This window comes from Nocardiopsis sp. NPDC006139 (assembly GCF_040614155.1).
GTDB classification, from domain to species: Bacteria; Actinomycetota; Actinomycetes; order Streptosporangiales; family Streptosporangiaceae; genus Nocardiopsis; species Nocardiopsis changdeensis.
The window spans coordinates 23,037-35,725 of sequence record NZ_JBEXTT010000017.1 but is presented as its reverse complement, the minus strand read 5'-3'; the positions used below and the strand labels follow the sequence as shown (position 1 = coordinate 35,725).

The following is a 12,689-nucleotide window of genomic DNA, read 5'->3' as shown; positions in this document are numbered from 1 at the left end:
CGCCGTTCCATCCGTTCGGCACGCCGGGGCTTATCGTTTATCGTTAATATCGAAAAACGATAAGGAGGGAAGGCATGTCGAAGAGGACCCCCTTTCGGTGGAGCCGTGCCGACGGTTTCGTGGCTCAGTTCGTCCTCGTCATGGCCATCGGCGTCACTCTGTTCACGACCGTGTTCGCCCTGGTGTGGATCACACCGCTGCTGCCCGCCGACGGCTCCGTGCCCGCGAACACCATCACGGTCCCGTCCCCCGACGGCGCCCCGGAGCCGGCGCCCCCCGCGGTCCCGGCCGGGCCCGAGTACGGGATCGAGGCGGAGCAGGACATGGTGATCACGTTCCACGACCCCACGACGGTGCAGCGGCTGCTGTTGGTCCTGCCCGGCCTGCTGGCCCAGGCGGCCGCCCTCCTGGTGATGGTCAACCTGCTGCGCATCGTCCGGAGCCTGGACCTCGGCGACCCCTTCGTCCCCGCCAACGCCCTCCGGCTGCGCGTCATCGCCCTGGCCGTCCTGGCCGGAACGCTGCTGGTCCCGGCCGCGGAGAAGGTCGGGGAAGGGCTCCTGCGCGGCCAGGCCCTGGGCGTCGACGGCTTCGAGGTCTCCTACGTCCTCATCGGGGAGGGCGGGATCTCCTTCACGATGGTCTTCGTGTCCCTGCTCCTGCTGGGGCTGGCCGAGGTGTTCCGGCGCGGCACACGGATGCGCGACGACGTGCGGGGACTGGTCTGATGCCGCCGGAGGAGGACGAGGGCGCGGACATCGTCGTCCGCTTGGACGAGGTGCTCGCCGCGCGCGGGATCACCCTCACCGAACTGGCCGCCCGGGTCGGGATCACCGTGGTCAACCTGTCGGTGCTCAAGAACGGCCGGGCCCGGGCCATCCGGTTCAGCACGCTGGCGGCCCTGTGCCGGGAGCTGGACTGTCGCCCCGGCGACCTCATCGACTACGCGCCCGCAGCGGACCGGTCCTGAACGGCGGGAAGGGGGCGCGCACCGGACGGATCCGGTGCGCGCCCCCTTCGTCGCGTGGCGAAAGGCGCCGGGGCTGTCAGCCGCCGCTCTGGCCGCGCAGGCCCCGGGGCATCTTGGCGTTCTTGGGCATCGGGCCCTTGGGCATCTGCATCTTGGCGGGCAGCGCGCGCAGCCGGTAGTTGAGCTGCGTGACGTCCTTCTTGTCCAGGGTGCGCGGCAGCCTGACCAGCGTGCGCTGGAGCTTGGCCAGCGGGACCTGGTCCTCGCCGTTGCCCACCTTGTAGTCGTAGATGGGGGTGTCCAGGGCCACCCGGGACACGCGCTTCTTCTCCGAGGCGATGAGCGACTTCAGGCGGTGCGGGTCGCCCTCGCCGACCAGGATGACGCCGGGGCGGCCCACCACCCGGTGCACCACGTCCTGCTGGCGGTTGGCGTTGACCGCGAACTCGGTCGTCCAGTTGCCGCGCATGTTGTCCAGGATCGCCGCGCCGGCGCCGATCTGGCCGTCGAGGATCTGGTACTGCACGCGCTGGGCCGAACGGGTGAAGATGATGAAACCGGTCAGCAGCGCGATCGGCAGGCCGGTCAGCGGCCACAGGATCCAGGAACCGGTCCAGATGCCGATGACGACGAACACCGCGAGGATGAGGACCGCGACGCCGGCGGCCAGCGGGATACTGCGCGGGCTCTGGCGGTGGACGACCTTGGCGACCATGCCGATCTGCTTGAGCCGGCCGGGCTCCTTCTTGTCCTTGCCCTGGGCGGGTGCTGTGCTCTCGGAACCCTTTTTCGCCATCGTGCTCTCAGGCAGCGGGCGCCGACGGACCGTCGGCGGGGACGGAGATCCCGAAGCTGCCTTGCCTCCTTCTACCTACGCGGTCGACTCGTGCGGCGCCCTTCGGCGCCACCTGTCGGGGCGCCCTGTCGGACCCCCAGGATATGCGGCGGGACCCGGGTGCGCGGAACGGTGGCCCGGAGGCCACCGTTCCAGCTTGGTCACGACTCGGGCGGAAAGCCCGTTATGTACTACTTGGTCAGGGCCGCGGCCTCGGCGTCACGCTTCTCGCGCGCCTGCTGGTAGAGGCGTCCGGCCCGGTAGGACGAACGCACCAGCGGCCCCGACATGACACCGGCGAAGCCGATCTCCTCGGCCTCCTCGCCCAGCTCCACGAACTCCTGCGGCTTCACCCAGCGGTCGATCGGGTGGTGCAGCTTGGAGGGGCGCAGGTACTGGGTGATGGTCAGCAGGTCGCAGCCGGCCTCGTGCAGGTCGCGCATGGCCTCGCTGATCTCCTCCCGGGTCTCGCCCATGCCCAGGATGAGGTTCGACTTGGTGACCAGGCCGTCCTCGCGGGCCTTGGTGATGACCTCCAGGGAGCGCTCGTAGCGGAAGCCCGGGCGGATGCGCTTGAAGATGCGCGGCACCGTCTCCACGTTGTGCGCCAGCACCTCGGGGCGGGACCCGAAGACCTCGGCCAGCTGGTCGGGGTCGGCGTTGAAGTCCGGGATGAGCAGCTCGACGCCGGTGTCCGGGTTCAGCTCGTGGATCTTGCGCACCGTCTCGGCGTAGAGCCAGGCGCCGCCGTCCTCCAGGTCGTCGCGGGCGACACCGGTGATGGTGGCGTAGCGCAGCCCCATCGTCTTGACCGAGTTGGCGACCTTGGTCGGCTCCATGCGGTCCAGCGCGGTGGGCTTGCCCGTGGCGATCTGGCAGAAGTCGCAGCGGCGGGTGCACTGGTCGCCGCCGATGAGGAAGGTGGCCTCGCGGTCCTCCCAGCACTCGTAGATGTTGGGGCAGCCCGCCTCCTGGCACACCGTGTGCAGGCCCTCGGTCTTGACCAGTGAGCGCAGCTCGGAGTACTCCGGCCCCATGTGCGCCTTGATCTTGATCCACGGCGGCTTCTTCTCGATGGGGGTCTCGCTGTTGCGCGCCTCGACGCGCAGCAGGCGGCGGCCCTCAGGAGCGATGGTCAACGTGAACCCGTTCCCTTCTGTGCCCCGCGGACCCGGACGCCCTGGTGAGGGCGGGGCCGTGCGGGGGCCGGCTCATGGTGTGGTGTGTCATCCCCGGGCGGCGACGGGCTCGGACAGCAGTCCGGGGCCGTCGATGTGGCTGTACTGGTGCGCGCCCAGGACGTCCGCCAGGTGGCGCTCCATCAGCGGTCGCACCTCGGCGACCGGGACGTCGCGCCCGGTTTCGGCGGTGAGCGAGGTGACCCCGGCGTCGGAGATGCCGCAGGGGACGATCCGGTCGAACCACGACATGTCATTGTTGCAGTTCAGGGCGAGCCCGTGCATGCCGACCCCGCGGGCGATGCGGCAGCCGATCGCCGCGATCTTGCGTTCGATGAGCCCGCGGTCGGGGTCGGCGTCCAGCCACACCCCCGTGCGCCCCTCCACGCGCCTGCCGACGAGGCCGTACTCCGCGATGGTGCGGATGATGGCCTCCTCCAGCATGCGGACGTAGGCGATCACGTCGATGGGGTCCGGGAGCCGCACGATGGGGTACACCGTGAGCTGCCCGGGGCCGTGCCAGGTGATCTTGCCCCCCCGGTCGATGTCCACGACCGGCGCTCCGGGGTCTGTGATGGGACGATCCGACCTCCCGGTGCGCTTGCCCGCCGTGTACACGGGTTCGTGCTCCAGGAGGAGGACGGTGTCGGCCACCTCGTCGGCGACGCGGCGCTCGTGGAGCCGCTTCTGCAGGTCCCAGCCCTGATGGTAGGGGACGGGGGTGGCGCCGAGCCATGCGTAAACGAGATCACTCACACATTCACTCTACGCCCCGGCGGAAGGCAGCGGTCGGGCCAGGATGTCGGATAGCGCACTGTCGATGGTGGGAAGTGTGAAGGAATAACCTTCCTTGATCAGGCGTTCGGGCCGCCCCCGCAGATCGAGCAGGGCCGTCTCCTCCGCGTAGTCCCCCAGGGTGGCGCGCAGCGCCGTCGCCGGGACCCGCAGGACCGCCGGGCGGTCCAGGGCGCGGGCCAGGGCCTCGGTGAAGGCGGCGTTGCTCACCGGCTCGGGCGCGCACAGGTTGACCGGCCCGGTGACGTCGGGCCGCTCCAGCAGGAACCGGATCGCCCCGATGGCGTCGCGCATCGCGATCCACGTCATGTACTGGGCCCCCGAGCCGATCCGGCCGCCCAGCCCCGCCCGGTACAGCGGCAGCACCGAGCGCAGGTAGCCGCCGGAGCGGTCCAGCACCACCGCCATCCGCAGGTGCGCGGTGGAGATCCCGGCCCCGGCGGCCTCGGCGGCCGCCGCCTCCCAGTCGCGGCACACCTGCGCCAGGAAGCCGGTGCCCGCCGGGTCGGCCTCGGTCACCACCCGGCCCCCGGTGTCGCCGTAGAACTGCATGCCGGAGGCGGCCAGCAGCCGCGGGGGAGGGGCGTCCATACCGGTCAGCGCCCGCGTCAGGGTGCGGGTGCCGCGCACCCGGGCCCGCCGGATCGCCTCCCGCCGCCCCCGGGGCCACGGCGCGTGGCTCAGCGGCGCCCCCGCCAGGTGCACCACCGCGTCGGCGCCGTGCAGCGCCACGGTGTCCACCCGCCCCTGTTCGGGGCGCCACTCGGCCTCCTCCAACCGCGACCGGTAGACCGGCCGGGGCGCGTGCCGCACCATCCGCACGACCTGGTGCCCGTCGGCGAGGAGCGCCTCGACCAGTACCGCCCCGACGAGTCCCGAACTGCCCGTGATCGCCACTTTCATGCTCAGGTGTCTACCCGGCGCGGGAGCGAGTACCGGGGCCGGGGTGCCCTTGTGGGGGCCGCCCCGATTTTTTCCCGGGGATTTTCGCCAAAGTCCTGCGCGCGGGGCCCCGGGTCTTCTACTTTGAACGTGGGACATGGAACTCCGCGTCAACGCGGGGCTACCGTGGGCGACGCGCTGTCGGGCTGGCTGTCGCGTCCACCCAACAGACCTTTGATGATGGGGATCATCAGGGGATGGTGATTGGTGGGGTAGAAAGACGGGGCGGCGCCGCGAGGTGCCGCCCCGTCCACCGTTCCCGGCCCGTGCCCCCACGCCCGCCCGGCGGGCTCAGGCGGGGTAGGGCCGGTGTCGGCGCGCCTCGCGCAGGGCCAGGGCCCACCAGGACAGCTCGTCCAGCAGGAGCTTCGCCGCGGCGTCGGCGCCCGCCATCTCCGGGCCGGGGAGCCCGTCCGGACCGAAGAGCGCGCCCGCGTTGTGCAGGCTCACCGTGTCGCGGATCGTCGCCACGTGCAGCTCGGAGAAGACCGTGCGCAGCTGCTCGATCGCGCGCAGGCCGCCGGACATCCCGCCGTAGGAGACGAACCCCGCGGCCTTGCCGAACCACTCCCGGCGGGCCGAGTCGATCGCGCTCTTGAGCGGGCCCGGATAGCCGTGGTTGTACTCGGGGGTGACCACCACGTACCCGTCGGCGGCCGCCACCCGGGGGCCGAAGTCCGCCAGCGGGGCGCCGTGCCCGTGACCGTACCGCTCGTCGGCGGGCAGGTCGGCCACGTCCAGGACGTCGACGTCCAGGTCCGGTCGGCCCAGGGCCAGGTCCACGAACCAGCGGGAGACCGCCGGCCCCGTGCGTCCGTTCCGGTTCGAGCCCAGGATCACCGCGATCCGCAGGTTGTCCATGTGTCAGGTCCTTGTGCCGTGCTGGTCGGTGCACCAACGCTAAAACCTCAACCGCTGTAGAGGTCAAGCGAATGTGAACTTTCACGCCGGAGGGCCGGGCACCGTGCGGTGCCCGGCCCTCCGGGGCGGATCGGCGGACGGCTAGGACAGGCCCAGCTCGCCCTCGAAGTCGCCCTCCTCCAGGCGGTCCTTGACCGCCGTGAGGAAGCGGCCCGCGTCGGCGCCGTCGATCAGCCGGTGGTCCACGGCCAGGGACAGGTACACCATCGAGCGCACGGCGATGACCTCGCCGCCCATGGCCGGGTCCTCGACCACGACCGGGCGCTTGACGACCGCGCCGGTGCCCAGGATCGCGACCTGCGGCTGGTTGATGATCGGGGTGCCGAACAGCGCCCCGGTGCCGCCGGTCTCGGCGATGGTGAACGTGCCGCCGCCCAGCTCGTCCGGGCCCAGACGGCCGGTGTGGGCCCGCTCGCTCAGGTCGGAGATGGTGCCGGCCAGGCCGCTCAGCCCGAGCTTGCCCGCGTCCTTGACGACCGGGACCAGCAGGCCGCGCTCGGTGTCCACCGACACGCCCAGGTTCTCGACGTCGTGGTAGGTCACCTCCTGCTTGTCCGCGTCGATGAACGCGTTGAGCTTGGGGTGGGCGCGCAGCGCCTCCACCGTCGCCAGCGCGAAGAACGCGAAGAAGTCCGGGGCCGTTCCGCCGTTCTCGGCGGCCCGCTCGCGCAGGCGCGCGATCTTGGTGACGTCCACCTCGGCGACCTGGGTGGTCGTCGCCGAGACGTGCAGGGACTCCACCATGCTGTCGGCGATGTACTTGCGCAGCCGGGTGAGCTTCTCGGTGCGCCCGCGCAGCGCCGTGTCGGCGCTCTGCTTGCGCGGGGCCGAGGACGGGGCGGTCGGGGCGGCGGCGCGCGCGGCGGCGGCCCTCTGCTCCTCGGCGGCCTTGAGCACGTCCTGCTTGCGGATGCGCCCGCCCACGCCGGTGCCCCGGACGCGGCTCAGGTCCACGCGGTGCTCGGCGGCGAGCTTGCGCACCAGCGGGGTCACGTAGCCCTCGGTGCCGGTGTCGGTCCCCGACGGGCCGGTGCTGCTCAGGGTGCCGATGTCCACCGACGGGGTGTCGGTGGAGGCCGGAGCGGGCGCCGGGGCGGCGGGCTCGGGGGCCGGCTCGGCCGCCGCGGGCTCGGCGGCCTTCGCCGGGGCCGGTTCCGGGGCGGCGGGGGCCGCGGGGGCGGCAGCGGCGCCGGCACCGCCGATGACGGCGATCCGGGCGCCGATCTCCACGGTCTCGTCCTCCTGGACGAGGATCTGCGTGAGCACGCCGGCCACCGGGGAGGGGATCTCGGTGTCCACCTTGTCGGTGGAGACCTCGAGGAGCGGCTCGTCCACCTCGACGGTGTCGCCGACGCTCTTGAGCCACTGGGTGACGGTCCCCTCGGTGACGCTCTCACCCAGGGCGGGCATGGTCACGGGGGTCTCGGGGCCCTCCGCGGCGGGGGCCGCGGGCTCCGGGGCCTCGGCGGCCGGCCGCGCCTGCTCCTGCCGGGGCTCGGGCTCCGGCTCCGGGGCCGGCTCGGGCTCCGGGACGGCGGCCGGCTCCGGGCGCGCCTCCTCGGCGGCCGGGGCGGCCGGCGCGGCGGAGTCCTCGCCCGCTTCGCCGATGACGGCGATCTCCGCGCCGATCTCCACGGTCTCGTCCTCCTGGACGAGGATCTGCGTGAGCACGCCCGCTACCGGGGAGGGGATCTCGGTGTCCACCTTGTCGGTGGAGACCTCAAGGAGCGGCTCGTCTACCTCGACGGTGTCGCCCACGTTCTTCAGCCACTGGGTCACAGTCCCCTCGGTGACGCTCTCACCCAGGGCGGGCATGGAAACGGATGTCGGCATGGGTTCCTCGTTGGATATGGGCGCGGTGTCCTGCCCGATCCCGGTGATGGGCAGCGCGGATGTACGGCGGCGGGGGCGGGCCCGCCGGGCCCGCCCCCGGTGCGGTCAGTCGTGGACGTGGAGCGGCTTGCCCGCCAGCGCGAGGTGCGCCTCGCCCAGCGCCTCCGACTGGCTCGGGTGCGGGTGGATGAGCTGGGCCACTTCGGAGGGCAGCGCCTCCCAGTTGTAGATGAGCTGGCCCTCGGCGATCAGCTCGCCGACGCGGCTGCCCACCATGTGGACGCCCAGCACGGGACCGTCCTTCTCGGCGATGACCTTGACGGCGCCCTGGGTCTGGAGGATCTGGCTCTTGCCGTTGCCCGCCAGGTTGTAGTTCATCTCGACGACCTCCAGGCCGCGCTCCTTGGCGGCCTTGGTGGTCAGGCCGACCGAGGCGACCTCGGGCTCGCAGTAGGTGACGCGGGGGACGCCGTCGTAGTCGATCGGGGCCGGGTTGAGGCCCGCGATGTGCTCGGCGACGAAGATGCCCTCGGCGAAGCCGACGTGGGCCAGCTGCAGGGTCGGGATGAGGTCGCCGACGGCGTAGATGTTCCCGACGCCGGTGTGCAGGTTCTCGTCCACGGTGACGAAGCCGCGGTCCAGGGAGATGCCCTGCTCCTCGTAGCCCAGGCCGGCGGAGACGGGGCCGCGGCCGATGGCGACCAGCAGCACCTCCGCCTCCAGGGTCTTGCCGCCCTGGAGGGTGACGGTGACCCCGGAGTCGGTGGTCTTGACCGACTCGAAGGGGGTGCCCAGCTCGTACTTGATGCCGCGCTTGCGGAAGGCGCGCTCCAGCAGCTTGGAGCTGGACTCCTCCTCGACCGGCACCAGGTGCGGCAGGGCCTCGACGATGGTGACCTCGGCGCCGTAGGAGCGCCAGACGCTGGCGAACTCCACGCCGATGACACCGCCGCCCAGGACCACCACGGAGCCGGGGACGCGGTCCAGGCCCAGGGCCTGGTCGCTGGTCATGACCTTCTCGCCGTCGATCTCCAGGCCCAGGGTCTTGGGCTGGGAGCCGGTGGCCAGCAGGACGGCCTTGCCCTTGTAGACGGCGTCGCCGACGGTGACCTCGTCCTTGCCGGTGAGGCGGCCCTCGCCCTCGACGACGGTGATCTTGCGGGACTTGATCAGACCGGTGAGGCCCTTGTGCAGGCCGTTGATCACCTTGTCCTTGTACTTGTGCACGGCCTCGATGTCGATGCCCTCGAAGGTGGCCTTGACACCGAAGTTCTCGCTCTCCTTGGCGGAGTCGGCGACCTCGGCCGAGTGCAGGAGGGCCTTGGTGGGGATGCAGCCGCGGTGCAGGCAGGTGCCCCCGAGCTTGTCCTTCTCGATCAGCACGACGTTCATGTCGAGCTCCGCGGCGCGCAGTGCCGCCGCGTATCCGCCGCTGCCGCCGCCAAGGACGACGAGGTCGAAGGTGCCGCCGCTCTCACTCACGGGAACGAACTCCTTGTTGTGGTGGCTGGTGATTGCCGGTGGTTTCCGCGGCTCGGGGGGAGGGGACCGCGGTCGGGGCGGTCGGCGCGGGCTCAGGGAGCGCCGACCGCCCCGGGGTCGGGCTATTCGGCGTAGGACTCCGCGATGCGGATCAGGGTCCGGGTGCCGGAGCCGGTACCGCCCTTGGGCGTGTACCCGTGCGGGCCGCCCTGGTTGAAGGAGGGGCCGGCGATGTCGAGGTGCGCCCACTTGACGCCCTCGCCGATGAACTCCTTGAGGAAGACGCCGGCGGACAGCATGCCGCCCCAGCGCTCGCCCGCCACGTTGGCGATGTCGGCGACCGCGGAGTCCAGCCCCGCGCGCAGCTCGGCGGGCAGGGGCATCGGCCAGGCGGCCTCGCCCTCGGCGCCGGCCGCCGCGACGACCTGCTCGCGCACCTCGTCGTCGTTGGCCATGACCGCGAACACACGGGTGCCGAGCGCGACCAGCTGGGCGCCGGTCAGCGTGGCGATGTCGACGACCAGGTCGGGGCCGTCCTCCTGGGCGCGGACCAGGGCGTCCGCCATGACCAGGCGGCCCTCGGCGTCGGTGTTGAGGACCTCGACGGTCTTGCCGCCGTAGATGGTCAGCACGTCGGAGGGGCGCTGGGCGGTGCCGCTGGGCATGTTCTCGGCGACGGCCAGGTAGCCGACGACGTTGACCTTCAGGCCCAGGGCGGAGACGGCCCGCAGGGCGGCGAGCACGGAGGCGGCGCCGGCCATGTCGGACTTCATCCAGTCCATGGCGGTGGCGGGCTTGAGGGACAGGCCGCCGGAGTCGAAGGTGATGCCCTTGCCGATGAAGGCGACCGTGCGGGTGGCCTCCGGGTGGGTGTGGGCCAGGCGGACCAGGCGCGGCGGGTTGGCCGAGCCCTGGCCGACGCCGGTCAGGCCGCCGTAGCCGCCCTCGGCGAGGGCCTGCTCGTCGAGCACCTCGATGTCCAGGCCGGCCTGCGCGGCGATCTCCTGGGCGGTCGCGGCCAGGTCCTCGGGGACCAGGTCGGAGGGGGCGGTGTTGACCAGGTCGCGGGTCAGCTCGACCGCGTCGGCCAGGACGGCGGCGCGCTCGACCGCGGCCTGCGCGCCCTCGGCGCCGCTCGCCAGCAGCAGCGCGGGGGCGGCCTTCTTCCCGGCCTTCTCGCCGGTGCGGTAGCGGTCGAAGGAGTAGGCGCCCAGCCGGGCGCCCAGGGCGACGGCCCCGGCCTCTTCGGCGGTGCCGGCCGGCAGGGCCAGCGCCACGCGGCCCGCGCCCTCGGGGCGGGCGGCCAGGGCGCGCAGCGCGGCGCCCGCGGCGCGGGCGAGGGTGTCGGCGTCGACCGGGCCGTCGGCGGGCCTGTCACCGAGGCCGACGGCGACGATCACCGGGGCGGCGACGGCCCCGAGGGAGGGAAGGGTGTGCACCTCCTCTGCGGCGCCGCTCGCTCCCAGGAGCGACAGGGTCTGGGCGAGGCCGCCGGAGAAGGCGGCGTCGACGTCATGAGCGCCCGACGCGGGCTCCGGGGCGTCGCCCCCGGAGTGGTAACCGACGACGAGGGCGTCGGCGTCGAGCGAACTGGGGGACTCCGTGTGTACTGACAACGTCGTGCTCACACCCACGATGCTAGTCGCCCCGTGCTCCGGTCGGTGACGTGGCGCTCCGGCCCCTGAGGGGGCGCTGCGCGGGGGAGCGGCGGGCGGGGCCGGTCGGGGGTCGGCCCCGGGCCGACCGGCCGGGGAGGGCGCCCCTGGCCGCCGGTGGGGGCCGTCACAGCCGGGCGGCGGGCGGACGGCGCGTTCCCCGGCGTGGTGGGCGGTGAAACGTGGTGTGAAAAAATGTGATGATGGCTACATCGGGTGCGCGTTGATATTACCGATCGGTAGAAAACGCCTGGTGGCCGCGCGGTCCCGGCTTCACAGCCACGCGACCGCGCCGGTGAGCACCACCAGAGCCACCGTGGCCGCCGTCTCCGCCAGCGCCCCCAGCACGTCCCCGGTCACGCCGCCCAGCCGGCGCACCGCCCGCCGCCTCAGCAGGGCTGCCCCCGCCAGGCCCGCGACGAACGCCGCGGCGCAGGCCGCCGCGAACGCCGGACCCCGGAGCAGACCCAGCGCGCACACCGCGAGCGCGCACGCGGTCGCCGCCGCCGCGCCCGCCACCGGCACCGTCCCGGCCACCAGCGCGCCCAGCCCCTCCGGACGCGCCGCGGGCACCCCCGGCGTGCACGCCCACGTGATCGCCGTCCGGCCCGCGGTCCCCGCCGCCACCGCCCCGGCCAGCGCCGCCCACGGGGACACCTCCGCCAGCCGGCCCAGCGCCAGCACCTGCGCGCCCAGCACGACGATCAGGGTGATCACACCGAACGGGCCGATGTCGGAGCGGCGCATCACCTCCAGCGCGCCCGCGGCCGGCCGGGCGCTGCCCAGCCCGTCGGCCAGGTCCGCCAGCCCGTCCAGGTGCAGCCCCCGGGTGAACAGCGCCCCGGCGCCCACACCGAGCAGCGCCGCCAGAGCCGGGGGCAGCCCCGCCGCCGCCCCCACCGCGGCCAGCGCCCCGGTCAGGGCGCCCGCCGCCGCCCCCAGCGCGGGGGCCCACAGCATCGCCCACCGGGCGGCCGCCCGGTCCACCCGCTCCACCCGGACCGGGACCACGGTGAACGTCCCCACCGCCAGACGCGCGCCCGCGCCGGCGGCACCGCTCACGGAAGCTCCAGCACGCGTCCGGCCGTGACCAGGACGACCTCCTCGGACTCGGCGGCCACCCACTGGTTCAGCCGCCCCAGGTGGTCGCGGAACAGCCGCCCCGACCGGGTCGCGGGCACCACGCCCGAGCCCACCTCGTTGGTCACCGCCACCGCGTAGGCCTGGGTGGCCCGCCACGCCTCCAGCAGGTCGTGCATCTCGGCCTCGACCCGCTCCTCGGCGTCCGGCGCCGGCTCCTCGTCCCACAGCCCGTGCTCGTCCATGACCGCCGTCAGCCAGGTGCCCAGGCAGTCGATGAGCACCGCGCCCCGCGCCCGCTTGAGCAGCGACGGCAGGTCGCGGGTCTCCTCGGTCTCCCACCACCACGGCCGGCGGGCGGCGTGCCGGGCCACCCGCTCGGCCCACTCCGGGTCGCGCGCGGGGTCGGCGGGCTCGCCGGTGGCCACATAGGACACCTTCGGCTCGGTGAGCAGCCGCAGCTCGGCCTCGACCGACTTGCCCGAGCGGGCGCCGCCGGTGATGAGCACCCGGTGCGGGCCGTGCGGCCGCGACTGCGGCCAGACCGCCGGCGGGCACGACATGACGTGGCCGTCGCCGGGGGCGAACGCGCCCCACAGCCGGGCCCGGCGGGCGAACTCCGCGGGGGAGCGGACCCGGTGGTCGCCGCCGACCGCGACCACGGCCGTGGTCACACCGATCACCCCGCTGCGCCGCAGCTCACCGATGGTCTCCGGGCGCTGGGCGGCGTCCACGATGACCATGTCCACCTGCTGGGGCGGCGCCGACGCGAACCCCGAGCCGGGCGGGACCGCCTCCACCGGGGGCACCGCGGGCAGCACCGCGGGTCCGGAGCGGGCGTAGAGCAGCCGCCCGCCGTCGGGGCTCGCCACCAGGATGCCGTCGGGGGTGGGCGTCACCGAGTAGTCCGGTGGCACCGGGCCCACCGCACCGCTCTCGCGGAGCCGGAACCGGTCGTCGACGGTCACGCGCAGCGGCAGCCGGCGGTCGGCCTGGGC

General features: G+C 73.4%; 12 protein-coding genes. 2 read left to right on the top strand and 10 right to left on the bottom strand.

Annotated elements, in window-relative coordinates; genetic code table 11:
• Positions 1 to 74: 74 nt before the first annotated feature.
• Both ABZ249_RS21615 and ABZ249_RS21610 read left to right on the top strand, forming a co-directional pair.
• Entirely contained in the window at positions 75 to 728 is a 654-nt protein-coding gene (locus tag ABZ249_RS21615; RefSeq protein ID WP_355265747.1) for a DUF2975 domain-containing protein, read from the top strand.
• A complete protein-coding gene (locus ABZ249_RS21610; RefSeq protein ID WP_220559865.1) occupies positions 728 to 970 on the top strand; it encodes a helix-turn-helix transcriptional regulator in 243 nt (80 codons plus the stop codon). The genes ABZ249_RS21615 and ABZ249_RS21610 overlap by 1 nt, the downstream gene beginning before the upstream one ends.
• A gap of 76 nt (positions 971 to 1,046) precedes the next feature.
• Here the strand turns inward: ABZ249_RS21610 and ABZ249_RS21605 are convergent, their stop codons facing one another.
• The 10 genes from ABZ249_RS21605 to ABZ249_RS21560 all read right to left on the bottom strand — a co-directional run bounded on the left by ABZ249_RS21605 (position 1,047) and on the right by ABZ249_RS21560 (position 12,659).
• Positions 1,047 to 1,766, bottom strand: coding sequence for a DUF4191 domain-containing protein (locus ABZ249_RS21605; RefSeq protein WP_355265744.1), 720 nt, complete (start codon positions 1,764 to 1,766; stop codon positions 1,047 to 1,049).
• A 230-nt stretch (positions 1,767 to 1,996) separates the two neighbouring features.
• Positions 1,997 to 2,944 (bottom strand): lipoyl synthase, encoded by a 948-nt coding sequence (gene lipA / locus ABZ249_RS21600; RefSeq protein WP_220559868.1) that lies wholly within the window; start codon positions 2,942 to 2,944, stop codon positions 1,997 to 1,999.
• A gap of 87 nt (positions 2,945 to 3,031) precedes the next feature.
• A complete protein-coding gene (gene lipB / locus ABZ249_RS21595) occupies positions 3,032 to 3,739 on the bottom strand; it encodes a lipoyl(octanoyl) transferase LipB (protein WP_220559869.1) in 708 nt (235 codons plus the stop codon).
• Between the two features lie 9 nt (positions 3,740 to 3,748).
• The gene (locus tag ABZ249_RS21590; RefSeq protein ID WP_355265740.1) at positions 3,749 to 4,681 is read right to left on the bottom strand and encodes a TIGR01777 family oxidoreductase; all 933 of its coding nucleotides are present in this window, start codon (positions 4,679 to 4,681) and stop codon (positions 3,749 to 3,751) included.
• A gap of 330 nt (positions 4,682 to 5,011) precedes the next feature.
• Positions 5,012 to 5,581 carry an NAD(P)H-dependent oxidoreductase gene (locus tag ABZ249_RS21585; RefSeq protein WP_220559871.1) on the bottom strand — a complete coding sequence of 190 codons (570 nt, stop codon included), beginning with the start codon at positions 5,579 to 5,581 and terminating at the stop codon, positions 5,012 to 5,014.
• 141 nt (positions 5,582 to 5,722) lie between these two features.
• On the bottom strand, positions 5,723 to 7,474 hold the full coding sequence (gene sucB, locus ABZ249_RS21580) for a 2-oxoglutarate dehydrogenase, E2 component, dihydrolipoamide succinyltransferase (protein WP_355265737.1): 1,752 nt from the start codon (positions 7,472 to 7,474) through the stop codon (positions 5,723 to 5,725).
• A 105-nt stretch (positions 7,475 to 7,579) separates the two neighbouring features.
• Positions 7,580 to 8,956 carry a dihydrolipoyl dehydrogenase gene (gene lpdA / locus ABZ249_RS21575; protein WP_355265734.1) on the bottom strand — a complete coding sequence of 459 codons (1,377 nt, stop codon included), beginning with the start codon at positions 8,954 to 8,956 and terminating at the stop codon, positions 7,580 to 7,582.
• Positions 8,957 to 9,078: 122 nt separating this feature from the next.
• Positions 9,079 to 10,584: a leucyl aminopeptidase gene (locus tag ABZ249_RS21570; RefSeq protein ID WP_355265731.1), complete on the bottom strand. Its 1,506-nt coding sequence runs from the start codon at positions 10,582 to 10,584 to the stop codon at positions 9,079 to 9,081.
• A 300-nt stretch (positions 10,585 to 10,884) separates the two neighbouring features.
• Entirely contained in the window at positions 10,885 to 11,673 is a 789-nt protein-coding gene (locus ABZ249_RS21565) for an adenosylcobinamide-GDP ribazoletransferase (protein WP_355265728.1), read from the bottom strand.
• Positions 11,670 to 12,659, bottom strand: coding sequence for a bifunctional adenosylcobinamide kinase/adenosylcobinamide-phosphate guanylyltransferase (locus ABZ249_RS21560; protein ID WP_355266006.1), 990 nt, complete (start codon positions 12,657 to 12,659; stop codon positions 11,670 to 11,672). Before ABZ249_RS21560 ends, ABZ249_RS21565 begins: the two co-directional genes overlap by 4 nt.
• Between the last annotated feature and the right edge of the window lie 30 nt (positions 12,660 to 12,689).